The following is a 24526-nucleotide window of genomic DNA, read 5'->3' as shown; positions in this document are numbered from 1 at the left end:
GTCCGGGGTTGGAATTTCCCCATGGACACCACGAAAACCGAAGACCTGGCCTTGCTGCCCCACCTCGTCGATGTCGCCCGGGAAGCCGGCCGGCGCGTGCGGGAGCTCTTCTCCCCCGCCGCGCGGCCGGCGAGCCGGGACGACCTGTACGCCGGCAACCAGCGTGTCGAAGAGGCCGGTGCCGGAGGGGTGCGCGAGGCCCTGACCGCGTTGCGCCCGGAAGCCCGCTGGCTCGACGACGACCCCGAAACGCACCGGACCCGGCGGCACCTGGCCGGTGAGTGGTGGGTCGTGGACGGCGTCGAAGGCGCCGTGAACTTCCTGCACGGCCTGCCCGAGTGGGCCGTGAACCTCACGCTGGTGCGGGACAACCTCCCGGTGGCCGCCGTGGTGTACCAGCCGATCGGCGAGCGGACCTTCACCGCCGTGCGCGGCGGCGGTGCCCGTCTCAACGGGACGCCGCTGCGCACGTCGGCCAAGGCGGACCTGTCCGCGGCGATCGTCACCACCAGCCAGGCGGGCGGGAGTCCCGAGCTCAACCGCCGGACGGCCGACACGATCGACACCATGTTCGGCCGCGCTTTGCTGGTACGCCAGACGGTTCCCAGCACGTTCCCGCTGCTGGACGTCGCCGCCGGGCACTTCGACGTCTACTGGCGGTTCGGCCCGGACCTGCCCGCCCTGGCCCCGGGTGTCCTGCTGGCGACGGAGGCCGGCGCGATCGCCACCGGCCCGGACGGTCAGCCGTGGCAGGCCGACAGCGCCGACGTCGTCGTGGCCGCGCCCGGCCTGCACACCGCCGCCCTCAATGCGCTAAGCACCGGGTGACAGCGTGTGCGCCGCGATTTCGTCGCTGGTGGTCACCCACACGCCGGGGTGGCCGACGATGTACTCCAGCGCCTCCTCGACGTACTTGAGCCGGAACGGCTGGCCGGTGACGTACGGGTGGAGCGACAGCGCCATCACCCGCCCGCCGGCCGCCGAGTCCTCGTAGAGCTGGTCGAACTGGTCCTTGACGATCCGGACGTAGTCCGCGCCCGTGTGGCTCTTGAGGTGGAAGAGCTGCATGTCGGCGAGTTCGAGGGTGTACGGGACGCTGAGCAGGCCGGGCACGTTCAGCGGGTACGGCTGGTCGTCGTTGGTCCAGTCCAGCACGTACCCGACACCGAGCTCGGCGAGCAGGCGCGGGGTGGCGAACGTCTCGGTCAGGCCCGGCGCGAGCCACCCGCGCGGCCGCTGCCCGGTCGTCTTCTCGATGCTGTCGAGGATCCCGGCGAGGAAGGCGCGCTCCTCGGCCTCGGCCATGCCGGCCTGCGGGATCGAGTTCGACTTCCCGTGGGCGAGCCAGGCCCAGCCGCGCTCCCGGCCCGCGGCGACGATCTGCGGGTAGCGCTCGCCGGCGTCGGAGTTCAGCAGGGCGCTGGCCCGGATCCCCTGCCGGTCCAGGACGTCGATGAGCCGCCAGATGCCGACCCGGGCACCGTAGTCGCGCCACCCGTAGTTCATCGGGTCCGGCACCAGCTTCGCGGTCGCCTCGTTGAAGCTGACCGACGGCCGGTCGACGTGGAAGTGCTCGATGTTGAGCCCGGCGTAGAACGCCACGCGGGCGTCGCCGGGCCAGCGCACCGGCGGGCGGCCGACGATCGGGTCGTAGTCGAAGAGTTCGATGTCCACAACGGACTCCTATGGGGGAAGGGGTGGTCAGCGTTCGAGCGGGACGGCGATCCGGCCGCCGTAGCGCCGCTGCTCCGCCTCGTCGAGCATCGCCGCGGCCACCGTGGCGCGGCTGATGCGCGCGGGGAACAGCCGCCGGGGCGCGTCGTCGAGGGAGACCGTGCGCCGGGCCGGGCCGAGGGGGCCGTTCGACAGCGGGCCGGCGTGGAAGACCGCGCCGCCGCCGGCGCGCACGGTCGCGTCCGCGGTGGTGCGGTCCGCCATCTCGTTCTTCATGAAGGTGTTCAGGAGACCTCGGGTGAGGACTCCGGCGTGCGGCGCCGAGTCGCCGGTGCCGAAGGCGGCGAGCCAGACGACGAAGTCCGGTCCGGCGTCGACGGCCGCGCGGGCGCCGGCGGTGAGCACACCGGGCGCCTCCTTGCCGGTGATCCCGAGCCCGGACACGACGACCCGCGCGCCCTTGAGCGCCCGGCCGATGGAGTCCGGGTCGAGCACGTCGCCGGCCACGCGTATCAGGTGATCGGACGGTGGCAGGGTGATGCGGTCCGGGTTGCGCGCGACCGCGGTCACCCGGTGACCCCGCTCCAGCGCCTGGCGGACGAGTTCGGCCCCGGTCGCGCCGGTGGCGCCCAGTACGGTGATTTCCATGGCGGTCTCCGGAGTTCGTCAGTCTACAGTGGACAGAGTGGCGAGGGACGCGGCCTGCAGAGCGGGCGCGGTGGCGAGGATGCCGTCGCTGCCGGGCCGCCACGGCGCACCGGCGAGGTCGGTCACGAGCCCGCCGGCCTCGGTGACGAGCAGCGCGCCGGCGGCGACCCCGGGCAGCGTCGGCCGGTACTGCCAGAAGAGGTCGGCGTGCCCGGCGGCGACGAGCAGCAGCGGGAACGTCGACGGCACGGTCGCGCGGACGAGCAGCGCGCTGCCGAGCATCGCCGTGATCGACTCGCCGATGCGCCGGTAGGTCTCGCGCTGGCCGGCCTCGGCCTGCCCGGTGGTGGCGATGGCGGCGCCGAGGTCGGTCTTGGCGGAGACACTCAGGCGCCGTCCGTCCGCGAACGCGCCGCCGCCGCGGATCGCGGTGTGCACGACGTCACCGACCGGCTGGTGGACGGCCGTCAGCACCGGGACGCCGTCCCGGACCAGGGTCGCGGTGACGCACCACTCCGGCAGCCCGTGAATGTGGTTGACGTTGCCTTCGACCGCGTCCACCGCCCACCACTCCCCCGGCGGCAGCTCGGCGGTTTCCTGCTCTTCGGTCAGCCAGCCCGCTTCGGGCCGGGCCGCGGCGAGGGCGACACGCAGGTCGTCGATCGAGGCCTGTTCGTTCTCCTCGATCGCGGCGAGCAGGCCGGCGCGATCGGCCGGGCGCGACTCGGCGGAGTAGCGGGCGAGCAGGCGGCGACCGGCGTCGCGCACCGCGTCGATGGCCGCCGTCAGCACGGCGGCGTCCTCGGTCGTGGCCTGCGGAAAAGACGATGTTGTGCTCATGTCTCCGACCGTAGGCAGGAATGGGCATTAATTCAAATGAATGCTTTGCACTCGTTGATTTACCCAGACGCAATCGTCGAAGTATGACCACCGCTCCGGTATCTGATACTCCGGGATGATCCCCTTCGTGTGAAGGTGTGGAACGGTTTCGTCCTCCACACTCCACCGGGAGGAATTCAGATGCCAGGTTTCCGAGCAGGGCTGGTGGTGACCGTCGCGGCCCTCGTGGCGGCCGCGACCCCCGCCGCGGCCGCCGACGACGACCCGCTCGCGCCCTACACCACCCAGCAGGTCACCTGGGGCGGCTGCGCGTTCACGCCGTCGGCCGGCGCCAAGCCCGCCGAGTGCGCGCTGATCACCGTGCCGCGGGACTGGGCGAACCCCACTTCGGGCGCCGACCTGCAGGTCTCGATCAGCCGGGTCGCGGCCACCGGCGAGCGGCTCGGCGCGATCCTCGTCAACCCCGGCGGGCCGGGCGGGCAGGGCACCTCGCTCGCCGGCGCGCTGGCCGGCCTCGAACCGTCGGTCAACGAGCGGTACGACCTGGTCGGCATGGACCCGCGCGGAACCGGCCGGGAAGGCAGCGACGACCACGGGTTCCAGTGCCAGGTCCCGACCGGGCGGATCCCGACCGGGCTCGACGCGCGTGACCGGTCGGCGCAGAGCATCGCGCTGCACCAGCAGACCCCGCGGGCCATCGCCGAGGCGTGCCAGAGCAACGCGCTCACGCCGTACGTCACGACGTGGCAGACCGCGCACGACATGGACCTGATCCGCACGCTGCTGGGCGACGAGAAGCTGAACTACCTCGGCTACTCCTACGGCACCTGGCTGGGCGCGAAGTACGCGTCGCTGTTCCCGCAGCACACCGGGAAGACCGTGCTCGACTCCAGCGTGAACTTCGAAGGCCGGCTGCAGGCCGACTTCGAGGCGTTCCCGGTGATCGACCAGCGCCAGTACGACGACGTCTTCCTGCCGTGGGTCACCCGCCGCTATGGCGACCGGCTCGGGACGACCGTGCCCGAGGCCAAGGCGAAGATCGAGCGGATCCGCGCCCTCTACCGGACCCAGGGCATCGACGGCGACACGTTCGACCGGATCTTCGTCGGCAACGGCAGCCAGTTCCAGTGGTACCTCGGGGTCCTGATCCTGGTCATCGGCGCGAACTCCCTGGATCCCGGGAGCGCGCCGCCGAGCGGTGAGCTGGATGCGGTGTCCCGCAGCGCTTTCGGCGTTCCGGCGGCCCAGCTGACCACGGCGAAGATCGCGGCCGCCGCGCCGGACTACACGGCGGTCCCCGGCACCCGCTACGCCGTGGCGTGCGGTGACCAGCCGACGCAGTCCGCCGCCTGGTACAAGCGGCTCAGCGACCGGCAGGGCCCGCAATATCCGTTGTACGGCTGGCTTTACGGCCTGAGCGAGCCGTGCGGCTTCTGGTCCGACGCACCGCAGCATGAGCTGCCGAACCTGCCGGCGGAGGTCGCCGGGAACGTGCTCGTCGTCCAAGGTGAGTTCGACCCGCAGACCGGGTACGAGCAGGCGAAGGCGGCCACGCGCGCGGCCGGCGTCCCGCTCGTGTCGGTGGACGACTCGCCGTTCCACGGCCAGTACGCCCTCGGCGGCGACCCGTGCGTCGACGGGGTGGTGAACACCTTCCTGGTCAAGAACTCCCGGACGGCGAGCATCACCTGCCCCGGCGTGCCGCTGCCGGACGAGGACGCCGTGTACCCGGTGACCGGCCCGCTCGGCCCCGCGCACAGCAGCAGCCTCACCACCCGGAGCGCCGACGCGCTTTCCGGCCTGCGCGAGGACGTCCGGCGCAGGATCAGCGAGCTCAACTGACGCTGTCCCGGCGGGCGGTCGTTCTCGTTTCGGGAGCGGCCGCCCGTCGTCAGCGGACCGAAAAGCCGCCGTCGACGGTCAGGACGGCGCCGGGGCGAGCGGCCGCGAGCGGGTCGTCGCGGTGGTCCTCGACGGTCTCCGCGCTCCCGGCCGCGACCCGCTGCCGGGCGACCCGCCGCGGGATCAGCGTTCGTAGACGCCGGTCAGCCGGCCGCGGCCGAGGACCGGCCCGGTTACGGCGGGCAGGAACGCGCGGGGCCGGGCCGTCGGCGTGGTGCCGACGGGCGCCGCGAGGGCGAACAGCTGGAAGACGTAGTGGTGCGGCCCGTGGCCCTTCACCGGTGCGGGACCGTGGTAGCCGCGCCCGATGGTGGAGCGGAGCACCCGCACCCCCTTGCCGGGCTCGCGCGCGGCCAGGGCACCAGGCTCCAGCTCCCCGGCCGCCGGGTCGATCAGGGCGACGCAGTGCACGGCGGGCTTGCCCAGCGGGACGTCGATGTCTTCGACGACCAGGAGCAGCTCCGCGGTGCCGGCCGGGAGCGAGGTCCAGGCCAGCTGCGGCGACAGATTGCTGCCGCCGACGGGCTTCGCGGCGTGCTCCAGCGGCATGGCGCCGCCGTCGTCGAAGCTTCGGCTGGTGAGCGTCAGCAGGTCGGGGCCGTGCAGGTTCGGCAGGTTCCACGCCGTGTCGGCGTCCCCCGCCCTGCGGTTCTTCAGGAGCCGGCCGAGCAGCGTCATCGGGTCGCCTCGATCCGGTCGGCGATCTCGGCGGTGGTGGCGGTTTCGCCGAGCTTCGGGAAGACGCGCTCGACGCTGTGGCGGTGGGCCTCGGCGTCGGGGTCGGTCATGGCGTCGGTGGCCAGGACGACGTGGTAACCGTGGTCGGACGCCGAGCGCGCGGTCGATTCGACACCCGAGCTGGTGGAGATCCCGGCGAGCACGACCTGCGTGACGCCCAGGTCCCGCAGCAGCGTGTCGAGGCCCGTGTCGTGGAAGGCGCTGCGCCGCCGCTTCGTGATCAGGTGGTCGGTCGGCGCCGCGTCGAGTTCGCCGACGAGGTCGGCCCAGCCGGGCGGCACCGCGCCGCCGCCTCTTCCGGCGTCGGTGCGGCCCGGCGCGCGGCCCGTGACGGTGACGAGCACCACGGGCAGGCCGTGCCGGCGGAACTCGGCGGCCAGGTGCGCCGCCTGCTTGACGGCGGCGGTCACCGAGGGGTCGTCGAAGGCCGAGACGATGCCCTGCTGCAGGTCGATCACGACCAGCGCGGACCCCGGATCGATCGTGGTCAAAGCCATGGTTCTCCTTGGGAGGTCAGACGGTCCGGGCCAGCCGCTCGAGCAGCGGCGCGGCCGCGGCGAGCTGCTTCAGCTCCCGGGCGGTGAACGCGCCGCCGGTCAGGGCCCCGGTGATGAGCTCGGCGCGCGCGTTCCGCTTGTCCTTCAGCGCCCGCGCACCGGCTTTGGTGAGCAACAGGACGCCACGCCGGCCGTCGTGCGGATCCGGACGCCGTTCGACCAGGCCGCGGTCCCGCAGCCCGCTCAGCGTCGCGCCCATCGCCTGCGCGGTGATCTGCGCTTCCCGCGCGAGCGCCGAGGAGGTGGTGGGACCCGAGCTGCCGAGCAGGGACAGCGCGGCGCGCTCGGGCATAGTGAGCCCGCCCTCGGCCGGCACCTGCCGAACCCGCCGCACGAGCACGCTGATGCTCGCCAGCAGCTCCGCGGCCACCTCGGCGGGATCCGGATCATCGGTCATGTACTAAGGCTACCTTATCAATCTGCCTTAGTTATCGGCCGGGCGGGCTCCACCATGGACTCCAGGTTCTTGCGGGCGATCTGCTTGCGGAAATCCCCTTCGTAGGAAGCGTCACCGGAGTCGTGCATCGTCTCGGTCATCCAGACCGCCGCCGCCTGCCGCTCCCACGTGTGACTCAGGCAGGTGTCGGAGTAGCTGTCGAGCAGGGTCGTGTCGTCCTTCTCGACCTGGCGGGTGACCGCGCGGGCCAGCACCTCGGCGTCGTGGAGGGCAAGGCTCATCCCCTCCGCGCTCATCGGCGAAATGAGGTGCGCCGCGTCGCCGAGCAGGTAGAGCCGGCCGTGGCGCATCGGGCTGAACACCACCCCGCGCAGCGGCACGACCTGCTTGCTCGTGATCGGCCCGGGCGCCACGGGTTCGCCGAACCGGGTCCCCAGCTCACGCCACACGCGCTCGTCCGGCCAGTCGTCGACGCTGTCGGTCAGCGGGCACTGCAGGTAGAGCCGGCTCGCGGCCGGGCCGCGGGTGATCCGCGCCGCGAAGCCGCGGGAGTGCACCGCCAGCACCGCCGGCGGATCGGCCGGCACGCCCGCCATGACCGTCAGCCAGGCGTACCCGAACTCGTGGATGTCGCAGGTGAGGGCGTCCGCGGGGACGGCCGTCCTGCTGACGCCCTGGTACCCGTCGGCGCCGGCGACAAATTCGCAGCCGAGCGCGTGTGACGCTCCTGCGGCGTCCCGGTAGCGGACCACCGGACGTTCGGTGCCGATTCCTTCCAGCGCAACGTCTTCCGCCTCGAAGCGCAGGTCGCCGCCGTCGCGGAGGAAGACCGCGATGAGGTTCCGGACGAGGACCTGCTGAGGGCAGAACGCGCCGCCGTCGTCCTCCCCCGTTTTCCACAGCCGCACCTTCCCGTCGATCAGCAGCGGCATGCCCGCATCGGCGGTGTCGTGGCCGGTACTGCCTTCCACGACTTCGCCCAGTCCCCACGCCTGCAGCAGGTGCACCCCGCGGGCGTCGAGGGATCCGGCGCGTTGGCGGTTTTCGACGTGTTCACGGCTGTGCTTCTCCAGGACCGTGCAGCCGATTCCGTTGCGCAGCAGGAAGTTCGCCAGCGTGAGGCCGGCGACGCCGCCGCCAACGACGACCACGGTGGTGTTCTCGTTCTCGGTCATGTGACCACAGTGGACCGGCCAGCACCGGCCGACCACCGATATCCGGCCAGTGGATACCGGAAAGCCGCCAATCTCAGCCGTCGTGGTCGTGGAGGCCGGCCTGGTAGCGGCCCGGGGTCTGGCCGACGACGGCGGTGAAGGCTTCGATGAAGGTCGACGGGTTGGACCACCCGCACGCGATCGCGGTGTCGGTGACGGACTGGCCGCCGGTCAGGTGCACCACGGCGTGGTGGATGCGCAGAATGGTGCGCCAGCGGTGAAAACTCATCCCGAGGCCGGTGTGGAACAGGCGGCTGAGCGTGCGTTCGCTCGCCCCCGCGGCGCGCCCCAGCTCCGCCAGGGTCGTGGTCCGGCCGGGGTCGGCGCGCAGGAGATCGGTGACGACACGCAGCCGGTCGTCGTGCGGCTCGGGCAGGTGGAGGGACTGCTCGGGCGCCACGCCGAGCTCGTCGGCCACGACCGCGCGCAGCCGCTTCTCACTCCCGGGCGACCGGCCGCCCCGACCGGTCAGCGCGAGCAGCACCTCCCGCAGCAGCGGGCTCACCGCGAACACGCTGGGGTACGCCACGAGGCCGCCGCACTCGTCGGCCGGGATGACGACGAGCCGGGCGTCGGTCCGGCCGTAGAACCGGTGCGAGTGCTCGAAACCGGGCGGTGTCCAGGTGACCCGGCTGGCCGGGGCCACCCACGTCCCGCGCTCGGTCGTCGTGGCCAGCGCCCCGGCGGCCGCGTAGACGAGCTGGCCGTCGGGGTGGGAGTGGGTGCCGAGGTGGTAACCGTGGGGCAGCCAGCCGCCACCGCGAGGCGTCGCGCCTCCGGGCTTCTCGAACTGGCGGGTTTCCGGCATCACCAGCCAGATTACCGCCGATCCCTCACCAGGGCACCACGCCCTCGTCGTCGAAGAAGCCGCCCGTCGGCCCGTCGTCGGGCAGGGTCGCGAGCCGGATCGGGGTCGCCGCGCCCTGTTCGGGGGTGCGCACGCCGCGGAAGCCGTTCAGGTCCGTCGCCACGTACCCCGGGCAGGCGTTGTTGATCAGGATGCCGGTGTCGCTCAGCTCCTTGGCGTACTGGACGGTGATGGCGTTGAGGAAGGTCTTCGACGGCATGTAGCCGGCCGAGAGGAACGAGAAGTCGCTGCCCGGCTCGCTCTGGCGGGCCAGGGAGCCGGTTTCGCTCGAGAGGTTGACGATCCGCGGCGAGGCCGAGCGGCGCAGCAGCGGGAGCATCGTGTTGATCACCCGGACGACCCCGATCACGTTGGTCTCCACGACCGCGCGGATGACGTCGGGGCTGATCTTGGTGGGCTCCTGCGGGAACCCGCCGACCACGGCGGCGTTGTTGACGAGCACGTCGAGGCGGCCGAAGCGCTCGTCGAGCAGCGCGGCCGCGGCGGTCACGCTCTCGTCGCCGGTCACGTCCAGCGGCACGCCGAACGCGTCGGCCCCGCCCGCGCGCAGCTTCTCCACCGCGCTCTCGCGCCGCTGTTCGTCGCGGGCGCCGACGCCGACCTTCCAGCCGAGCGCACCCAGGCCCGCCGCGATCTCGTACCCGATTCCCTTGTTGGCGCCGGTGACCAGCGCGATCGTCTGTTCGTTCATGCCTTCGATCCTGGTCGCGCCCGGCCCGGGCACCAACACCGTCTGGGCAAGCATTGATACCCGGCCGGTATCGATCCGCGGTAGCGTGTGGTCATGGAGACCCGCGAGCTGCGGTACTTCGTCGCCGTCGCCGAGGAGCTGCACTTCAGCCGGGCGGCCGAGCGGCTCGGCATCGCCCAGCCCCCGCTGTCGCGCGCGATCAGCGGCCTCGAACGACGTCTCGGCGTCGCCCTGTTCGAACGCACCAGCCGCGCGGTGACGCTCACCGAGGCCGGCTCGGTGCTGCTGGCCGAGGGACGCGCCGTCCTCGGCGCGGTGGCCGCGGCCGAGCGGCGCACCCGGCGAGCCGCGACCGGCCGGGCCGGGCTGGTCCTCGTCACCAAGGCCGGCGTCGCCGGCGACCTGTTGAAGAAGATGCTCGCCGCCTACGCCGCCGAGCCGGACGCCGTGGACGTCGACGTGGTGCTGTGCGAAGCCCACGAGCAGGAGCGGCTGTTGCGGGACGGCCAGGCCGACGTCGCGCTGATGCACCGGCCCTACGACTCGACGGCCGGGTTCGACACCGAGGAGCTGTTCACCGAGGGCCAGGTGGTGATCCTCCCGGCCGGGCACCCGCTCACCGCCCGGTCGCACGTCCGCACCGCCGACGTCACCGCGCTCGCCGATCTGCCGATGGCGCGCTGGCCAGCCCCCGACGGCACCTATCCGGACGGGCCGGGCGCCGAGGTCCGGAACCTGACACAGCTCTACCAGCTGATCGCCCTCGGCCGGACCACGGTCATCCTGGCGGAGTCGTGCCGCGCCCACCTGCGCCAAGACCTGGCCGCCGTCCCGGTCGCCGACGCGCCGGCCGTGACGACGCTGATCGCGTGGCCGCCGCACAGCCGGTCCCGCGCCGTCGCGAACCTGGTCCGCGCCGCGTCCCCCAGCGCGTCGGAGACCTACGCGTTGGGCTGAAGCAGGATCTTCTGAGCGCCGTCGAGCTTCTTCTGGAAGAGGTCGTACGCGCGCGGCGCTTCGGACAGCGGCAGCTTGTGCGTGGCGAAGCCTTCGACGCCCAGCGGATCGCCGTCGGCGGTCAGCACCGGCATGATGTCGTCGATCCAGCGGCGGACGTTGGCCTGGCCCATCCTCAGCTGGATCTGCTTGTCGAACATCGCCATCAGCGGCATCGGGTCGACCATGCCGCCGTAGACGCCGGACAGCGAGATCGTGCCGCCGCGGCGGACGCTGTCGATGGCCGCGTAGAGCACGCTCAGCCGATCGATGCCGACCTTCTCGGTGACCTTCGCGCCGATCTGCTGCGGCAGCAGGTTGACGAGGTTGTGCGCGAGCTTGCCGACCGGGGCGCCGTGGGCTTCCATGCCGACGGCGTCGATCACCGAATCGGCCCCGCGGCCGTTCGTCAGCTGGCGGATGGCGTCCCCGATGTCCTTGTGGTCACGGGTGTCCAGCGTGGTGGCGCCGTGCTCGCGGGCGCGGGCGAGCCGCTCGGGCACGAGGTCGACGCCGATGACCTGGCTCGCCCCGCGATGGCGGGCGACGCGGCAGCTCATCTGCCCGATCGGCCCGAGCCCGAAGACGACGACCGTGCCGTCGCGGGGCACGTTCGCGTACTCGACGGCCTGCCACGCCGTGGGCACGACGTCGGAGAGGTAGACGAACCGCTCATCCGGCGGGCCCTCCGGGACCTTGATCGGGCCGTACTGCGCCTGCGGGACCCGCAGGTACTCGGCCTGGCCGCCGGGCACCTGGCCGTAGAGCTTGGTGTAGCCGAGCAGCGCGGCCCCCTTGCCCTGCTCGGTGACCTGGGTGGTCTCGCACTGCGACTGCAGGCCGCGTTCGCACATCCAGCAGTGGCCGCAAGAGATGGTGAACGGGATCACCACGCGGTCGCCGGGCTTGATGCCGGTGACCGCGTCGCCGACCTCCTCGACGACCCCCATCGGCTCGTGCCCGAGGATGTCGCCCTCGGTCATGAAGGCCCCCAGCACCTCGTACAGGTGCAGATCGGAGCCACAGATACCGGTCGAGGTGACGCGGATGACGGCGTCGGTCGACTCCTCGATCTTCGGGTCCGGCACCTCTTCGACGCGGACGTCGCGCTTGCCGTGCCAGGTCACTGCCTTCATGGTCTCCTCTTCCCGTATGGGTATCGGACCCGGTTTCCCTGACACGGCCGAGGCAAACGCGGGGCACCGAACGGGTGAGTGAGCTCAGGTCCTCGTCCCGGCCCGCCGGGTGAGCCACGTTTCCGTGGGACGGCACCGCAGCGTGGTGCCGTCGGCCCGGCACCAGGTTTGGTAGTCACCGGAGTACAGCCGCTCGCCGACCCAGTGGTAGCCGGGGCCGGGCTCGCTGCGCGGCGTGACGGGCACGAAGTTGGCCGCGTCGTCGACGCTGCCGGTGCCGTCGTAGCGGGCGACCGCCGGGTACGGGTACACCGGGCGGCTGCGCGTCGCGTTCGACGCCACCACCTTGCCCGGCGGTCGGCCGCTCTCGGCCCAGGCCATCACCGGGGTCAGGATGTCGAAGGTGTTCGGGCCGTCCCCGCCGCCGCAGTGCGCCACCCCGGGGAACAGGTACAGGCGGGCGAACGCGTCGACCCGGCCGCCGCCCATCGACGACCGCATCGCGTCCCAGTAGGCGAGGGTCGACTGCGGCGAGATGTGCTGGTCGTTCCAGCCCTGCCACAGCAGGAGTTTGCCGCCGCCGCGCTGGAACCCCGTCAGGTCGGGGTCCATCGCGGCCAGGTAGCTCGACGACTGCACGGTCTTCCAGAACGACGCCACGGTGAATTTCAGGTCCGTGAGCCGGAAGTCCGGGTTCTGCGCGCCGGGGAACGCGAGATAACGCAAGTAGGACAAGGCGAAGTTCTCGCTGGCGGACGGCTGGGTCGGCGTGGCCGGCACGAACAGCGTCCACTCGAGTTCGGAGCCCCATTCGTGCGCGACAGCCGGTTCGAGCCGGGCACCGTTCGCATCGACGGCGCCGTCGTGCAGCCGCCGGACGACCCCGGCTTCGGCCGGGCTGAGGCAGGTCGCCGGGTCCTGGCCGGCCGCGCAGGCGAGCGCCGCCGGGTCGAATCGGCACAGCCGGGGGTCGCCGAGCAGGCCGTCGCGGAGCCCGTCGAGCGCGTCACAGGCGTTGAGCACGGCGGTGTGCACCAGCGGCAGCTTGCCGGCGAGCAGGATCGCGTGGCCGGCGTCGTCGAGGTTGGTGACGACGTTCCAGGCGTGGTGGAAGGTGTTCTGCACGGCCATGTCGTTGGCCGGCGCACCGGCGGCGATGCCGTCGAAGTCGTCCGGGTACCGCTGAGCCTCCATGAGGGCCTCGCGGCCGCCGTCCGAGCAGCCGGTGAAGTAGGAGTAGGCCGGCCCGCGGCCGTAGAAGCGGCCAATGAGCGCCTTGGCCACCTGGGTGGTCACGTGCACGCCCCGGTAGGCGAAGTCGATCTGCGCCTGCGGGTTGTCCAGCGCCCACGAGCCGTCGTTCTGCCCTTGGTGACCCATGTCCGTGGTCGCGCTGGCCAGAGTGCCGTCGACGACCGGCGGGCACGTCGAGGCCTGGCCGTAGTCGATGCGGGCGCTGCCGCACAGACCGCCGCAGCCGGTCTGGACGAACCGCTGCGTCCACCCGTTCACCGGCAGGCGCACGACGAAGGTGTTCGCCGGCGCGACGGTCCCCCGGACCTCGCAGTACGGCGCGGGTGCGCCGGTGGTCACCACGGCCGCGGACCGGACGGTGACCGGCGCGTCGGTGACGCCGCCGAGATCGAGGGAGAGGACGTCGGCGCAGGTGAGCACCGGTTTCAGGGCGGGCAAATCCGCCAGCCCACCGTCCGGCACCGGCCTCGGCCCGGCGGCGTCGGCGCTGCCGAGCGGCACCTGGGCCACGAGCAGGAGGACGGCGGCGACGAGCCCGGCGCGCCGGGCGAGGTGCTTGGTACGAGCGAAGGAACCCGGCATTGCGCATCTCCTCTGGACCGAGGACGAACACACACGAGCAGGTGAGCGGTTCCGCACGCTACGGCGTTGTCGACACGATTGTCAACGATTTCATCGCCAACATGTCAGGGTGTGCCGCCCAGGGCTCGCAGGCCGCGGTCGAGGAAGTCGATCGTCCAGGTGAAGGTGGCGTCGACGTCGACGTCGATCTGGAACCCATCGGCCACCTCCAAGGTGGCGAACCCGTGCAAAACCGTGCGCACCAGCCGCAGAGCGTGGATCTCCTGATCGGGGTCGATCCGGTACCCGTGCAGCATGGCCGCCCAGGACGCGAGCACCTGGTCGCCCGCGGCGATGAGCGGGTCGTCGTCCCCCGTCGTGCGCGCCGCGTTGGCCGCCGCGTACCGGCCGGGGTGCTCCTTGACGTACCCGCGCATCGCCTGCGCGCCGGCGGCGAGGGCTTCGCTACCGGCCCGGCCCTGGGTCGCGTCGCGGATGGCGGCGGTGACCTCGGTCATGGCCTGGACGGCGATGCGGTGGGCGAGCTCGGCCTGGCTGCTGACGTGCTTGTAGAGCGACGGCGTCTTGACCCCGAGCCGCTCGGCGAGCAGGCCCATGCTGAGCTGGGCGAACCCGACCTCGTCGACCAGCGCGGCGCCGCCTTCGGTGACCGCCGCCGGGGTCAGCCCGGCCCTAGGCACGGGCGAGCGTCCGGTCCAGGAAGGGCAGGGTCAGCTCGGCGACCCGCTCGGGCGTCTGGACGTGCGGGTAGTGCCCGGCGCCGTCGATCACCACGAGTTCCCCGAGGCCCCGCGGCAGGTCGGCGAGGATCTTCTCGCCCTCGGCGCGGGGGTCGGCCCAGTCCGGGTCGAGGCTGCCTTCGACGATCAGGACCGGGCACCGGACGTTCGCAAGCTGGTTTCCGGCGTCGGCCGGGCTGGTCTTGCACATGGCCTGCAATGCTTTCATGCGGCCCGGCTCGTTCAGCTTCGCCTCGATGCGCGCCAGTTCGGCGTCCGCGTCGGCGGGTTTGACCGGCAGCGCCACGTCGAGGTACTTCAGCCAGTTCGCCACCTTCCCCCGCATGATGACCTGCGCGAGCTGGATGTAGCCGGCCCGGAAGCGCTTCACCCGCAGCAGCCCGCCGAGGTCGAACGCCTGCGCCCGGGTGAACGGCGCCAGCTCGACGACCCCGGCGATCAGCTCGGGCGCGGTGGCGGCCGCGATGGTCGCCGCGCCACCACTGATCGACTGCCCGACGAGCACCGCGGGCCCCCCGAGCTGCCGCACGACGGCGACCAGATCACCGGCGATGTCGGTGCGGCTGTAGCCGTCCCAGCCGAGGCTCGAGTCACCGCACCCGCGGATGTCGACGTTCGCGACCCGGTACCCCGCCGCGGCCAGGGCCGGAGCGAGGAACCGGTAGGAGTGCCGGCTGTCGCCGATGCCGTGCGCCAGCACGACGAGCGGCCCCTCCCCGGTGACGTCGTAGGCGATGGCGTTGCCGTTGATGCTCAGGTGCTCGGTCATGGCGCTCTCCCTGCGTTGGCTAACTTCGATAGCTTTAAGCTAGTCACGTTAGCCAACGGTGTCAACACCCCACGCCGGGCGATATCCTGCGGTCCCGGGCAAGACCCTCGAAGGAGCGCAGGCCGATGGCCGACGACCGGCTGCACCCGCTCGCGTACCCGCCGCGGCGCATCGGGTTCGCCATCACCTGCTGGTTCCTGGCCGCGGCCGGCGGAGTCCTGGCTTTCCTGTTCGGCTCCGCCGCGGCGATGAGCACCGACTCGTGCCGACCGGACGACACCGTCTTCCCGTGCACCGGAACCGGGCAGCAAGTCGTCTTCTGGCTGCCCCCGATCGGCTGGCTCGCCGCGATCCTCATCGGCTGGGCGACCACCGCGGCCCTCGTCCGGAGCGGCCGTCCTCGCTGGCCCGCCATCCCGGTCGGCGTGGTGAGCTACGCGGCGGTGCTGGCCGCCGGCTGGTTCGTCGCGGTGCGCTGATCCCGGCGTCCGTTTGAGCCCGCCGCCCCGGTGGTACTGAACGAGTCCATCGCTGTCTCGTTTCGGAGGATGCCCGTGCAGATCCAGGTCAACACCGACCACAACGTCCACGGTGGCGAGCGTCTGGCCACCTTCGTGACCACCGACCTGGAGAACAGCCTCTCCCGGTTCGGCGGGTGGTTGACCCGGGTGGAGGTGCACCTCAGCGAGGACGGCGGAGGCAAGCCGGAAGACAAGAAGTGCGTGATCGAGGCGCGGCCCGGCGGCAAGCAGCCGGTCGCGGTCACCCACCACGCGGCCACCGTAGACGACGCGTACGCCGGAGCGGCGCACAAGCTCGGGCGGTTGCTGGACACCCGGTACACCCGCGCCCACGACCACAAGGGCAGCGAGAGCATCCGGCACATGCCCGGCCCGGAAGACCCTGAGCAGGTCGGCGCGCTCGAAGACGAGCCGAAGGCCTGATCCTGGTTCCCGTCAGAACAGCGGCTGCACGGTCTCGTCGGGCGCGGGAAACCCGTGCTCGGCGATGACCGGCAGGATCTTTTCGCTCAGCCAGTCGCGGTACCGCCGTGGCGTCTCGGATCCCTTCGAGTACACCTCGGCGTAGCGGTCCACCAGGTACAGCGGCGTGTACAGCACGCTGGTCGCGCCCACTTCGGCGACCGCGTGCACCAGCTGGCGCAGCTGCGCCGTCGCGGCGGATCGGCGTTCCCTTGGTGAGCACGGAAAACGGCACTCCCGCCGCGGCGAGCGCGTCGATGATGCCCGGCATCAGCCGGTAGCGGCCTTCGGCCCACTGGTAGACGTCCATGCTGGTGCCGAACGCGACCCGCGGTCGAAGTCCTCGGCGATGTTCAGCTCGAGCCGGGTGTGGGTGTTGCGGACGAAGCAGTACCGGCAGGCGTGGGTGCAGTGTGCAGCAGTTCCTGCGGCGCGTCGGCAATGTCCGGGTACCCGGCGGTGAGCCGCGGCTCGGTGAACCGCTTGCCGGACAGCACCCGGTGCCGCTGCTCCCACGGCGCCGTGTCCACCGAGCTCCTTCAGCGGTTGAGATTCGGCAGCGCGGTGACAGCACCGATGCCGGCCAGCACGGCGACCGCGCCGGAGAACACCAGGGCGACGGTGTGGGCCGGGTAGTGGGTCTGCGCGATGCCGGCCAGCACGATCGGCACGGAGAACGCCAGGTAGGACACGATGTAGAGCGAGGCGAGCGTGCCGGCTCGCTCGTCCGCCGGGGTCACGGCGCCGACAGCCCGGAAGGCCCCGAGAAACGCCAGCCCGAAGCCGACTCCCGCGACGACCGTGGCGATGATGAACAGCGGGCCGTCGGTGACGGCGATGGCGACGGCGGTGACACCCACTCCGACGAACAAGGCGGCACAGCCGTAGAACATCGCCGTCCACGCCGAGACGCCCTTGAGCAGCACCACCGCGAGGCTTCCGGCCATGCACAGGCAGAAGATGGCCGCACCGCCCCACAAGAGGTTCCTGGACTGCTCGATCGACGCGATGAGGCCGGGCGCCAGGGAGAGGTAGAAGCCGATGAGCGCCCACAGGGCGACCAAGCTGGGCGACACCTGGACGAAGGCCGGGCGGGCGTCCCGGTGGATGTTCGCGACCGGCTTCAGCGACGCGAGCGCGCCGGGCCGTCGCTCGCCGGTTTCCCGCACCAGCAGGACAAAACCGAACCCGAGGACGAGCGCGGCGAAGATCAGCCAGTAGACCAGCCGCAGCGGCGCCGGCCCGTACTGCACCAGCGCGCTCGAGCCCAGCGCGCCGGTCGCCAGGCCGAACGTCGGGGCGGCGCTGCTCACCATGGGCGCCAGGCCCGGCCCGACGGCGCCGGACAGCTCGACGAGCGCGGCGGAGAGCACTCCGATCACGGCTCCGGTGGCGAAGCCCTGCACGGCCCGCGCGATCCCCAGCACCTCGGTCGAGTTCGCGAGGATGAACAGGACCATGCCGGCGATCTCGACGGCGATCCCGCCGAGGATGACCGGCCGGCGTCCCAGGTGGTCGGACAGCCGGCCCGTGACGAGGAGACCGAGCAGGAGCGCGAACGCGTACAGCGCGAAGACCACCGTGAGGGTCGACGCGGAGAAATGCCAGAGCGCCGCGTAGGTCCCGTACAACGGGGAAGGCGCGCTCGCCGCGAACAGGAACACGGCGATCAGGGCACCCGTCCCCCAGAACGCGACGGAGTCGGGCACCACGGCGAAACGCTTCTTTGTCGGACTATGCACACCGATGAGCATGCCGAAATTTTGTTCACGGGGCCAGCCGATTTGCGGCGGTTCCGTGAATATCGAGGCTCGGTCGTCCATTCCTGGCCAGCCCGGTCACCTGAATAGGAAAAACCAAGTCCGACCGCGGGTAGTGCGCGACCTGAACGTGGTTCCACCAGCACCGGAAGGTATCTTCGAGGCATGGCACAACCGGAATCCACCGTCACCGCGACCGGGGACGTCTCCTGCACCATCGGCCGGGTGCTCGGCGCGGTCGGCGACAAGTGGAGCCTGCGCCTGCTCTGCGAGGCGGCGCTCAACGGGGTGACGCGCTTCAAGGACTTCCAAGCGGTGCTGGGAGTGGCACCGGACGTGCTGGGCCAGCGGCTCACCAAGCTCGTCGACGAGGGGCTGCTCACCAAGCACCCGTACCAGGAGCCCGGCCAGCGGACCCGGTACCGGTACGGCCTCACCCCGGCCGCGGAGGAACTGCGCCTGGCGCTGACCGCGCTCCAGCAGTGGGGTGAGGTCCACCGGCCCAAGGACGGCGGCGAGCCGCTGACCGAGGTCGGCCGGACCGTGGACACGGGCAAACCGGTCCACGTGGCGTTCGTCGACGACGAGGGCCGGGTCGTTCCCGCCGACAACATCGACTACCGGTATTCGATTTAACCGGACTCTGGATTCTTTCGCCGACGCTGGCTTGGAAAAACCATTCCAGCGGGCTCGTGCCCGACCCGGGAATACCTTCGCTACGTTTCGGTTGACCACGGCGTCACCAGCGAGCAAAAGGAGCCGGGCAATGAGCAAGACCCAGCAGCGGAAAGCCGCCGAGCTGCAGGACCTCACCAAGAGCGGTACCTACGTCCTGCCGAACGCGTGGGACGCGGGAAGCGCCGTGCTGTCGGCGAACGCCGGCGCCCGGGTCATCGCCACCACGAGCGCCGGGGTGTCGTGGGGCAAGGGCCTGCCCGACGGGCAGCACCTGACCCGCGACCTCGCCGTGAGCGTCGTCCGGGAGATCGCCGCGGCGGTCGACGTGCCGGTGAGCGCCGACATCGAAGGCGGCTACGGTCCCGGGCCGTCCGATGTGGCGCGGACCGTGCGCGACATCGTCGGCGCCGGGGCCGTCGGCATCAACCTCGAAGACAGCGGCGCCCCCGAGGGCGGCCTGTTCGGTGCCGAGGCGCAGGCGGCGCGGATCACGGCGGCGCGGGACGCGGCGACCGAAGCCGGGCTGCCGAACCTCACGATCAACGCGCGGACCGACGTCTACCTCGCCGGGATCGGCGCGCCGGAAGGCCGGTACGACGAGACCCTGCGCCGGGCCCGGGCCTACGCGGACGCCGGCGCGGACACGATCTTCGTGCCGGGCCTCACCGACCTGGACGTCATCACGAAGCTCGTCGAGGAGGCCCCGATCCCGGTGAACATCATGGCCGGGCCGGGTGCGCCGACGGTCGGCGAGCTGGCGGAGGCCGGCGTCCGGCGGGTCAGCCTGGGCGCGTCGGTCGCGTTCGCGGCCTACTCGCTCGTCGTGCGGGCGACCCGCGAGGTCCTCACCACGGGCACCTACACGGCGGTCGCGGACATCGAGTCCTGGGACGTCATCAACGGCGGTTTCGCCGCCCGGTAGTTGCGATTCCTTGAGCACGGGCGGTCCCGGACGGCCCCTGGGCGCCGGATTCACAGAGTTCTCCCAGAAGCTCCCAGGAACCGGCCGGACCGGCCGGGCACGCTCGCCGCATGACCACGATCGACGTACGGGGCCTGACCAAGCGGTACGGGCCCGACACCGTGGTGGACGACCTCTCGTTCACCGTCGAACCCGGGCAGGTGACGGGTTTTCTCGGGCCCAACGGCGCCGGCAAGTCCACGACCATGAAGATGATCCTGGGCCTGGCGGCGCCGACCCGGGGCTCGGCCACCATCGGCGGCCGCCGCTACGCCGACCTTCCCGCACCGCTCACCGAGGTGGGCGCGCTGCTCGACGCCGGTGCCGTCCACGGCGGCCGGAAGGCCAGCGACCACCTCCTGGCCCTCGCGGTCAGCAACGGCTTCCCCCGCCGCCGGGTCGGCGAGGTGCTCGCGCGGACCGGCCTCGAGGACGTCGCCGGCAAGCGGGCCGGCGGGTTCTCCCTCGGCATGCGGCAGCGGCTCGGCATCGCCGCGGCCCTGCTCGGCGACCCGCGGGTGCTGATCTTCGACGAGCCGGTCAACGGGCTCGACCCCGAAGGCATCCGCTGGATCCGCGACTTCATGCGGTCGCTGGCCCGTGACGGCCGGGCCGTCCTGGTGTCCAGCCACCTCATGAGCGAGATGGCACAGACCGCCGACCACCTGGTCGTCATCGGCCGCGGCCGGCTCATCGCCGACACCGGCGTCGCCGAGCTCATGCGCGCGGGCGGTGAAGGCACCGTGCTCGTCCGCACCCCCGATCCGGGCTTCGCGCACCGGCTCACCGCCGCCGGCGCCACCGTGCGGGAGGGGCTCGAGGCGTCCCTCGTCGTCTCCGGCCTGAGCAGCGAGGAAATCGGCAAGCTCGCCGCCTACCACGGCGCCGCCCTCAGTGAGCTCACCCCGCAGCGCGCCTCGCTGGAGGACGCCTTCATGGAGCTGACCAAGGACAGCGTCGAATACCAGGGGGTCGCCGGATGAACGCGTTCGCCTGCACCCTCCACACCGAGTGGGTCAAGCTCCGCAGCCTGCGCTCCACCTGGTTCACGCTGGCGTGCCTGTTCGTCGTCGGGCTCGGCATCACCGCCCTCACCGTGAACGCCGCCGGGAAGGGGTACGCGACCGCGACGCTCGCCGACCAGCAGGCGTGGGACCCGGCCGGGCGCAGCCTGATGTCGTACGTCGTCGCCCAGCTGGTGCTCGGGGTGCTCGGCATCCTCGTCGTCACCTCGGAGTTCGCGACCGGGCTGATGCAGACGTCGCTCATCGCCACGCCGCGCCGGCACCGGACGCTCGCGGCGAAGGTGGTGGTGGCCGCGGCCGTCGCCGTGGTGGCCGGCCAGGCGCTGATGTTCGCCGCCTTCTTCCTCGGGCAGGGCGTCCTCGCCCTGCAGGACGTGCCGCGCGCGAGCCTCGGTGATCCCGGCGTGCTCTCCGCTGAGACGGGCGGCGGTGTCTACCTGACGGCGATCGCGCTGCTCGCGGTCGGCCTCGGCGTGCTCGCGCGGGCGACGGCGGGCGCGCTCGCCACGCTGGTGGGCATCGTCTTCCTGGTCCCCGGGATCGCCGGGGCGTTCCCCGGGTGGCTCCAAGGCCTCTTCCGCTTCTGGCCGACGCTGGGCGCGGCCGAGGTCCTCAAGACCGTGCCCGATCCCGAGTTCCCGCACCCGTGGCTGAACCTGGGCGGACTGTGCCTCGGCGTCGCCGCCGTGCTGGCCGTCGCGTTCGCGGTCTTCCGGCGCCGGGACGTCTGATGCGGGACGTCCGCCGGGGCCTCGGCGCGGCGGCCGCCGCCCTGCTCGTCATGGCGGCCATCGCACTGGCCGCGCTGCTGCTGCTCGGCGCCGGCCGGTTCGGCGACCTCACCGCGCTGACGGCGGCGGTCGTCGCACTGGCCGTCGGCGGCTCGGCGGACGTCGCCGCCGTCCCGTCCGGCGCGCTGCCGATCACCGTGCACGGCGCCGTCGACGTCATGCCGCTCGGCGTCTCCCTGGCGGGCGCGGTGGTGCTCGGGGCGCTGGTCCTGCGTCCCGGCCGGGACGGGCTGGCCGTCCGCGCCACGACGGCGGCCGTCTCCGCCGTGGCGGGACTGGCCGCGATCTCCTTGCTGGCACAGGGAAATCTGACGCTCCGGGTGCCGGGTGGCGCGTCCGCCTGCGGGCCGGGCACGGGCGTGACGTCGCGGCTGGGCGGTGCGGTCGACGCCGGGTTCTCCGCGGCCGTCCTGCCGACGGTGGCGGGCGCGGCCGTCTGGGCGCTCGTGGTCGCCGGGGTGTGCGGCCTCGCCGTGCGGTTCCCGGTCGTCGTGCCGGGATTGCGTTGGGCCGCAACGGTGTTCGGGGTGCTCACCGCGGGATGTGCGCTCGTCGCGGGGGTGTTCGGTGGTGCGGCGGCGGCCGGAGCCGTCCTGCTGGCCCTGCCGCAGGCGGTGTCCGGTGCCCTGGTGCTCGGGCTCGGTGTGCCGTGGACGGTGACGTCCAGTGGCGTGCTTTCCTGCGCTTTCCCGGGGATCGAGCCGGGTGGCGCGTGGATCTGGGTGCCGGTGGTGGTGCTGACGGCCTGCGCCGTCGTGGTCGCCGCGCGGTCCGGCCCTGGTGGCGCGCTACGCCGTGCCGGGGTCTTCGCCGCGGTGACGGGTGGCGTGCTGGCGGTCGTGACGCTGCTGTCCCGGGTTTCCGTCGACCTCGGGGTCACCGCGTTCGGGCTGTCGATCCCGGTCCTCGACGCGCGGCTGTCGGCGAATCCGCTGCTCGCGCTGGCCGCCGGCGCGGTGGCGGGGTTCGCGGGCGGCCTGCTCGCCGGCGCGATCTCCGTATCCTCGCGGGCATGGAAGCGATGACGTCCGGGCGGCTCCTGGTGGTCGACGATGAGGCCACCGTCCGCGAGCTGCTCTCCGCCGCGCTGCGGTTCGCCGGCTTCGAGGTGACGTCCGCGGCGACGGCGGGCGAGGCCGTCGCCGCGGCCACCGAACAGCCGCCCGACCTGGTGCTGCTCGACGTCATGCTGCCGGACATGGACGGCTTCGAGGTCGTCCGGCGGCTGCGCGAACGGCACGCCCCGGTGCCCGTCCTCTTTCTCACCGCGCGCGACCGCCAGGCCGACAAGGTCACCGGCCTCTCGCTCGGCGCGGACGACTACGTGACCAAGCCGTTCGACCTGGCGGAGCTGATCGCGCGGATCCGCGCGATCCTCCGCCGGACCACCGGCCAGCAGGCAGGCGTGCTGACCGTGGGCACGCTCGCCCTCGACGCCGAGGGCCACCAGGTGACACGCGAGGGGCGGCCCGTCCGCGTCTCCGCCACCGAGTTCCGGTTGCTGCACTACCTGATGGAGAACGCCGGGCGCGTGGTGTCGAAGGCGCAGATCCTCGACCGGGTGTGGCGCTACGACTTCGGCGGCGACGCGAGCATCGTCGACACCTACATTTCTTACCTGCGAAGGAAAGTCGACACCGAGGAGCCCAAGCTGATCCACACCGTGCACGGGGTGGGCTACGTGCTGCGGGAGCCCCGGCGGTGAAGCGGCTTTCGTTGCGGGCCAGGCTGTTGCTGCTCACCGCGGGCCTGCTGCTGGCCGGGCTGGGCCTGATCGGCGCGGTCGTCTCCGACCACGTCGAGCGTTACCAGCTCGACCGCCTCGACGGCCAGCTGCGGTCGCTGACCGAGCTGATCTCCCGGGTGCCGGCCGCCGGGCCGCCCGGGCTCGAGAGCACGAACGCGCGTCCCGAGCTCCTCGATCCCGCCCTCGACCTGTTCGGCACGCCGTACCTGGTGTACCTGGGCGCCGACGGCTCGGTGGCGGGCGGCATCCACTCCTCCCGGCTCGACGCCGCCGCGCTGCCCGCCCCCGGCGCGCTGCGCACGGTCCCCGCCGACGGCACCGCGGCCGACCTGCCGGCCGCCGACGGCTCGGGACGCTGGCGCGCCGTCGCCCGGCCGACCGTCGGCTGGAACGGGACGGTGCTCGCGGCCGCGCCGCGCACCGAAGCCGACGCCACGATCGCCCAGCTCCGGTCGAGCAGCCTGATCGGCGGCGCCGTGCTGCTCGTCCTGCTGACCGCGGTCGGCTGGTTCGCCCTCGGCCGCGGCCTGCGGCCGCTGCGCCGGATCGAGCACACGGCGGCCGCGATCGCCGAGGGCGACCTGACCCGGCGCGTGCCCGTCCTCGCGTCGCCGGGGACGGAGATCGGGCACCTCGCGGCGTCGCTCAACACCATGCTCGGGCAGCTCGAACGCGCCTTCGCCGACCGGTCCGCGTCCGAGGCCCGGATGCGCGCGTTCGTCTCGGACGTCAGCCACGAGCTGCGGACGCCGTTGTTCGGCATCAAGGGCTCGACCGAGCTGTACCGGATGGGCGCGCTGCCCGAGCGGGCCGACGTCGACGAGGTGATGAGCCGCATCGACCGCGACGCCACCCGGCTCACGGCTCTCACCGAGGACCTGCTGCTGCTAGCCCAGCTCGACGAGGCACCGGAGGGACAGCTCGACCGGGCCCCGATGGACCTGCGCACCCTCGCCGGCGACGCCCGGCACGACCTGCGCGCCCTCGACCCGTCCCGCCCGGTCGAGCTCACCGGCCCGGGCGGCACCGGCCTGCCGGGCCCCGCACCGGTCGACGCCGACGAGGCGCGGCTGCGGCAGGTCGTCACCAACCTGGTGGGCAACGCCGCCGCCCACACCCCGCCGGGCACCCCGGTCCGCATCGGCGTCGGCACGGTCGGCGGCCGGGCCGTGCTCGAGGTGGCGGACCAGGGGCCGGGCCTGAGCGCCGCGCAGGCGGGGCGGGTTTTCGACCGCTTCTACCGCGCGGACCGAGCCCGGACGCGCTCGGGCGGCGCGGACGCCGGGCTCGGGCTGGCGATCGCGCGTTCGCTGGCCCGGGCCCACGGCGGTGACGTCGAGCTGGAGACCGCGCTGGGTGAGGGGGCGTGTTTCCGGCTCACTCTGGCCCGCGCCGAGTGAGCGCGGACCCGGCTAGGTCGAGCTGCACACCGCCCCGCGCTTTCCAGCTCACCCTGACCCGCGCCGAGTGAGCGCCGATCACGACCGCAGCACGAAACCGGCGAGGTCGAGCTGCATACCACCTTGCGCGAAGGCGCCTGCTTCCAACTCACCCTGACCCGCGCCGAGTAAGCGG

At 72.4% G+C, this 24526-nt stretch carries 28 protein-coding genes; 12 read left to right on the top strand and 16 right to left on the bottom strand.

The genetic code is table 11. From position 1 onward, the window contains the following. The first annotated feature begins 21 nt into the window (after positions 1-21). Positions 22-828, top strand: a complete 807-nt coding sequence (locus ACIOD2_RS41535; protein ID WP_400550876.1) for an inositol monophosphatase family protein — start codon at positions 22-24, stop codon at positions 826-828. Here the strand turns inward: ACIOD2_RS41535 and ACIOD2_RS41530 are convergent. The 3 genes from ACIOD2_RS41530 to ACIOD2_RS41520 are packed head-to-tail and all read right to left on the bottom strand — an operon-like array spanning position 814 to position 3162. Further along, positions 814-1674 carry a polysaccharide deacetylase family protein gene (locus ACIOD2_RS41530; RefSeq protein ID WP_400550875.1) on the bottom strand — a complete coding sequence of 287 codons (861 nt, stop codon included), beginning with the start codon at positions 1672-1674 and terminating at the stop codon, positions 814-816. The genes ACIOD2_RS41535 and ACIOD2_RS41530 overlap by 15 nt on opposite strands. Positions 1675-1701: 27 nt before the next feature. Further along, positions 1702-2322 carry an NAD(P)-dependent oxidoreductase gene (locus ACIOD2_RS41525; protein WP_400550874.1) on the bottom strand — a complete coding sequence of 207 codons (621 nt, stop codon included), beginning with the start codon at positions 2320-2322 and terminating at the stop codon, positions 1702-1704. A gap of 18 nt (positions 2323-2340) precedes the next feature. Further along, entirely contained in the window at positions 2341-3162 is an 822-nt protein-coding gene (locus ACIOD2_RS41520; RefSeq protein WP_400550873.1) for an inositol monophosphatase family protein, read from the bottom strand. A gap of 180 nt (positions 3163-3342) precedes the next feature. On the opposite strand from ACIOD2_RS41520, the gene ACIOD2_RS41515 reads away from it, so the two are divergent. Next, positions 3343-5004 (top strand): alpha/beta fold hydrolase, encoded by a 1662-nt coding sequence (locus ACIOD2_RS41515; RefSeq protein WP_400550872.1) that lies wholly within the window; start codon positions 3343-3345, stop codon positions 5002-5004. Positions 5005-5187: 183 nt separating this feature from the next. Here ACIOD2_RS41515 and ACIOD2_RS41510 read toward each other — a convergent pair whose 3' ends face one another. From ACIOD2_RS41510 to ACIOD2_RS41485, 6 genes are all read right to left on the bottom strand, one after another. Further along, complete coding sequence (locus ACIOD2_RS41510; RefSeq protein WP_400550871.1) at positions 5188-5742, bottom strand: YbhB/YbcL family Raf kinase inhibitor-like protein; 555 nt, start codon at positions 5740-5742, stop codon at positions 5188-5190. Then, positions 5739-6299 (bottom strand): isochorismatase family protein, encoded by a 561-nt coding sequence (locus ACIOD2_RS41505; protein WP_400550870.1) that lies wholly within the window; start codon positions 6297-6299, stop codon positions 5739-5741. Before ACIOD2_RS41505 ends, ACIOD2_RS41510 begins: the two co-directional genes overlap by 4 nt. A gap of 16 nt (positions 6300-6315) precedes the next feature. Beyond that, on the bottom strand, positions 6316-6756 hold the full coding sequence (locus ACIOD2_RS41500; RefSeq protein ID WP_400550869.1) for a MarR family winged helix-turn-helix transcriptional regulator: 441 nt from the start codon (positions 6754-6756) through the stop codon (positions 6316-6318). Between the two features lie 17 nt (positions 6757-6773). Continuing rightward, on the bottom strand, positions 6774-7931 hold the full coding sequence (locus ACIOD2_RS41495) for a 4-hydroxybenzoate 3-monooxygenase (protein WP_400550868.1): 1158 nt from the start codon (positions 7929-7931) through the stop codon (positions 6774-6776). A gap of 73 nt (positions 7932-8004) precedes the next feature. Continuing rightward, positions 8005-8778, bottom strand: coding sequence for a helix-turn-helix domain-containing protein (locus ACIOD2_RS41490; protein ID WP_400550867.1), 774 nt, complete (start codon positions 8776-8778; stop codon positions 8005-8007). Between the two features lie 25 nt (positions 8779-8803). Continuing rightward, positions 8804-9529, bottom strand: a complete 726-nt coding sequence (locus tag ACIOD2_RS41485; RefSeq protein ID WP_400550866.1) for an SDR family oxidoreductase — start codon at positions 9527-9529, stop codon at positions 8804-8806. 93 nt (positions 9530-9622) lie between these two features. Here ACIOD2_RS41485 and ACIOD2_RS41480 point away from each other — a divergent pair, with 93 nt between their 5' ends. Then, positions 9623-10486: a LysR family transcriptional regulator gene (locus tag ACIOD2_RS41480; protein WP_400550865.1), complete on the top strand. Its 864-nt coding sequence runs from the start codon at positions 9623-9625 to the stop codon at positions 10484-10486. Here the strand turns inward: ACIOD2_RS41480 and ACIOD2_RS41475 are convergent. The 4 genes from ACIOD2_RS41475 to ACIOD2_RS41460 all read right to left on the bottom strand — a co-directional run bounded on the left by ACIOD2_RS41475 (position 10471) and on the right by ACIOD2_RS41460 (position 15006). Continuing rightward, positions 10471-11661: a zinc-dependent alcohol dehydrogenase gene (locus ACIOD2_RS41475; protein ID WP_400550864.1), complete on the bottom strand. Its 1191-nt coding sequence runs from the start codon at positions 11659-11661 to the stop codon at positions 10471-10473. The genes ACIOD2_RS41480 and ACIOD2_RS41475 overlap by 16 nt on opposite strands. Before the next feature lie 84 nt (positions 11662-11745). After that, positions 11746-13497 (bottom strand): tannase/feruloyl esterase family alpha/beta hydrolase, encoded by a 1752-nt coding sequence (locus tag ACIOD2_RS41470; RefSeq protein WP_400550863.1) that lies wholly within the window; start codon positions 13495-13497, stop codon positions 11746-11748. Positions 13498-13601: 104 nt separating this feature from the next. Beyond that, positions 13602-14177 (bottom strand): TetR/AcrR family transcriptional regulator, encoded by a 576-nt coding sequence (locus tag ACIOD2_RS41465; RefSeq protein ID WP_400550862.1) that lies wholly within the window; start codon positions 14175-14177, stop codon positions 13602-13604. Beyond that, entirely contained in the window at positions 14170-15006 is an 837-nt protein-coding gene (locus ACIOD2_RS41460) for an alpha/beta fold hydrolase (RefSeq protein WP_400550861.1), read from the bottom strand. Before ACIOD2_RS41460 ends, ACIOD2_RS41465 begins: the two co-directional genes overlap by 8 nt. Positions 15007-15131: 125 nt before the next feature. Between ACIOD2_RS41460 and ACIOD2_RS41455 the strand changes: the two genes are divergently transcribed. Both ACIOD2_RS41455 and ACIOD2_RS41450 read left to right on the top strand, forming a co-directional pair. After that, entirely contained in the window at positions 15132-15485 is a 354-nt protein-coding gene (locus ACIOD2_RS41455; RefSeq protein WP_400550859.1) for a hypothetical protein, read from the top strand. A gap of 69 nt (positions 15486-15554) precedes the next feature. After that, complete coding sequence (locus ACIOD2_RS41450) at positions 15555-15950, top strand: HPF/RaiA family ribosome-associated protein (protein WP_400550857.1); 396 nt, start codon at positions 15555-15557, stop codon at positions 15948-15950. Between the two features lie 12 nt (positions 15951-15962). Here ACIOD2_RS41450 and ACIOD2_RS41445 read toward each other — a convergent pair whose 3' ends face one another. From ACIOD2_RS41445 to ACIOD2_RS41435, 3 genes are all read right to left on the bottom strand, one after another. Next, entirely contained in the window at positions 15963-16160 is a 198-nt protein-coding gene (locus ACIOD2_RS41445) for a hypothetical protein (protein ID WP_400550855.1), read from the bottom strand. A gap of 182 nt (positions 16161-16342) precedes the next feature. Beyond that, positions 16343-16519 carry a hypothetical protein gene (locus ACIOD2_RS41440; protein WP_400550853.1) on the bottom strand — a complete coding sequence of 59 codons (177 nt, stop codon included), beginning with the start codon at positions 16517-16519 and terminating at the stop codon, positions 16343-16345. A 9-nt stretch (positions 16520-16528) separates the two neighbouring features. Then, positions 16529-17701, bottom strand: a complete 1173-nt coding sequence (locus ACIOD2_RS41435; RefSeq protein WP_400550851.1) for an MFS transporter — start codon at positions 17699-17701, stop codon at positions 16529-16531. A gap of 213 nt (positions 17702-17914) precedes the next feature. On the opposite strand from ACIOD2_RS41435, the gene ACIOD2_RS41430 reads away from it, so the two are divergent. The 7 genes from ACIOD2_RS41430 to ACIOD2_RS41400 all read left to right on the top strand — a co-directional run bounded on the left by ACIOD2_RS41430 (position 17915) and on the right by ACIOD2_RS41400 (position 24351). Then, on the top strand, positions 17915-18385 hold the full coding sequence (locus ACIOD2_RS41430; protein WP_400550849.1) for a winged helix-turn-helix transcriptional regulator: 471 nt from the start codon (positions 17915-17917) through the stop codon (positions 18383-18385). A gap of 130 nt (positions 18386-18515) precedes the next feature. Continuing rightward, positions 18516-19349 (top strand): isocitrate lyase/phosphoenolpyruvate mutase family protein, encoded by an 834-nt coding sequence (locus tag ACIOD2_RS41425; RefSeq protein WP_400550847.1) that lies wholly within the window; start codon positions 18516-18518, stop codon positions 19347-19349. Between the two features lie 110 nt (positions 19350-19459). Beyond that, positions 19460-20371 carry an ABC transporter ATP-binding protein gene (locus ACIOD2_RS41420; protein WP_400550845.1) on the top strand — a complete coding sequence of 304 codons (912 nt, stop codon included), beginning with the start codon at positions 19460-19462 and terminating at the stop codon, positions 20369-20371. Next, positions 20368-21144 carry an ABC transporter permease gene (locus ACIOD2_RS41415; RefSeq protein ID WP_400550843.1) on the top strand — a complete coding sequence of 259 codons (777 nt, stop codon included), beginning with the start codon at positions 20368-20370 and terminating at the stop codon, positions 21142-21144. The genes ACIOD2_RS41420 and ACIOD2_RS41415 overlap by 4 nt, the downstream gene beginning before the upstream one ends. Continuing rightward, positions 21144-22229: a streptophobe family protein gene (locus ACIOD2_RS41410; RefSeq protein WP_400550841.1), complete on the top strand. Its 1086-nt coding sequence runs from the start codon at positions 21144-21146 to the stop codon at positions 22227-22229. The genes ACIOD2_RS41415 and ACIOD2_RS41410 overlap by 1 nt, the downstream gene beginning before the upstream one ends. Further along, on the top strand, positions 22226-22909 hold the full coding sequence (locus tag ACIOD2_RS41405; protein ID WP_400551610.1) for a response regulator transcription factor: 684 nt from the start codon (positions 22226-22228) through the stop codon (positions 22907-22909). Before ACIOD2_RS41410 ends, ACIOD2_RS41405 begins: the two co-directional genes overlap by 4 nt. Beyond that, positions 22906-24351 (top strand): sensor histidine kinase, encoded by a 1446-nt coding sequence (locus tag ACIOD2_RS41400; RefSeq protein ID WP_400550839.1) that lies wholly within the window; start codon positions 22906-22908, stop codon positions 24349-24351. Before ACIOD2_RS41405 ends, ACIOD2_RS41400 begins: the two co-directional genes overlap by 4 nt. Positions 24352-24526: the final 175 nt, after the last annotated feature.

The organism is Amycolatopsis sp. NPDC088138, from assembly GCF_044741685.1.
GTDB lineage: Bacteria > Actinomycetota > Actinomycetes > Mycobacteriales > Pseudonocardiaceae > Amycolatopsis.
Note: the sequence above shows the minus strand (reverse complement) of the source record. Positions and strands in the feature narration are given on the sequence as shown.

Excerpts from the sequence above, each read along its gene's own strand:
- ACIOD2_RS41520 (WP_400550873.1), bottom strand. The coding sequence starts at position 3,162 with ATGAGCACAACATCGTCTTTTCCGCAGGCCACGACCGAGGACGCCGCC.
- ACIOD2_RS41495 (WP_400550868.1), bottom strand. The coding sequence starts at position 7,931 with ATGACCGAGAACGAGAACACCACCGTGGTCGTCGTTGGCGGCGGCGTC.
- ACIOD2_RS41515 (WP_400550872.1), top strand. The coding sequence starts at position 3,343 with ATGCCAGGTTTCCGAGCAGGGCTGGTGGTGACCGTCGCGGCCCTCGTG.
- ACIOD2_RS41425 (WP_400550847.1), top strand. The coding sequence starts at position 18,516 with ATGAGCAAGACCCAGCAGCGGAAAGCCGCCGAGCTGCAGGACCTCACC.
- ACIOD2_RS41405 (WP_400551610.1), top strand. The coding sequence starts at position 22,226 with ATGACGTCCGGGCGGCTCCTGGTGGTCGACGATGAGGCCACCGTCCGC.
- ACIOD2_RS41410 (WP_400550841.1), top strand. The coding sequence starts at position 21,144 with ATGCGGGACGTCCGCCGGGGCCTCGGCGCGGCGGCCGCCGCCCTGCTC.
- ACIOD2_RS41480 (WP_400550865.1), top strand. The coding sequence starts at position 9,623 with ATGGAGACCCGCGAGCTGCGGTACTTCGTCGCCGTCGCCGAGGAGCTG.
- ACIOD2_RS41455 (WP_400550859.1), top strand. The coding sequence starts at position 15,132 with ATGGCCGACGACCGGCTGCACCCGCTCGCGTACCCGCCGCGGCGCATC.
- ACIOD2_RS41470 (WP_400550863.1), bottom strand. The coding sequence starts at position 13,497 with ATGCCGGGTTCCTTCGCTCGTACCAAGCACCTCGCCCGGCGCGCCGGG.
- ACIOD2_RS41525 (WP_400550874.1), bottom strand. The coding sequence starts at position 2,322 with ATGGAAATCACCGTACTGGGCGCCACCGGCGCGACCGGGGCCGAACTC.
- ACIOD2_RS41415 (WP_400550843.1), top strand. The coding sequence starts at position 20,368 with ATGAACGCGTTCGCCTGCACCCTCCACACCGAGTGGGTCAAGCTCCGC.
- ACIOD2_RS41500 (WP_400550869.1), bottom strand. The coding sequence starts at position 6,756 with ATGACCGATGATCCGGATCCCGCCGAGGTGGCCGCGGAGCTGCTGGCG.
- ACIOD2_RS41510 (WP_400550871.1), bottom strand. The coding sequence starts at position 5,742 with ATGACGCTGCTCGGCCGGCTCCTGAAGAACCGCAGGGCGGGGGACGCC.
- ACIOD2_RS41460 (WP_400550861.1), bottom strand. The coding sequence starts at position 15,006 with ATGACCGAGCACCTGAGCATCAACGGCAACGCCATCGCCTACGACGTC.
- ACIOD2_RS41420 (WP_400550845.1), top strand. The coding sequence starts at position 19,460 with ATGACCACGATCGACGTACGGGGCCTGACCAAGCGGTACGGGCCCGAC.
- ACIOD2_RS41430 (WP_400550849.1), top strand. The coding sequence starts at position 17,915 with ATGGCACAACCGGAATCCACCGTCACCGCGACCGGGGACGTCTCCTGC.
- ACIOD2_RS41475 (WP_400550864.1), bottom strand. The coding sequence starts at position 11,661 with ATGAAGGCAGTGACCTGGCACGGCAAGCGCGACGTCCGCGTCGAAGAG.
- ACIOD2_RS41485 (WP_400550866.1), bottom strand. The coding sequence starts at position 9,529 with ATGAACGAACAGACGATCGCGCTGGTCACCGGCGCCAACAAGGGAATC.
- ACIOD2_RS41535 (WP_400550876.1), top strand. The coding sequence starts at position 22 with ATGGACACCACGAAAACCGAAGACCTGGCCTTGCTGCCCCACCTCGTC.
- ACIOD2_RS41490 (WP_400550867.1), bottom strand. The coding sequence starts at position 8,778 with ATGCCGGAAACCCGCCAGTTCGAGAAGCCCGGAGGCGCGACGCCTCGC.
- ACIOD2_RS41505 (WP_400550870.1), bottom strand. The coding sequence starts at position 6,299 with ATGGCTTTGACCACGATCGATCCGGGGTCCGCGCTGGTCGTGATCGAC.
- ACIOD2_RS41450 (WP_400550857.1), top strand. The coding sequence starts at position 15,555 with ATGCCCGTGCAGATCCAGGTCAACACCGACCACAACGTCCACGGTGGC.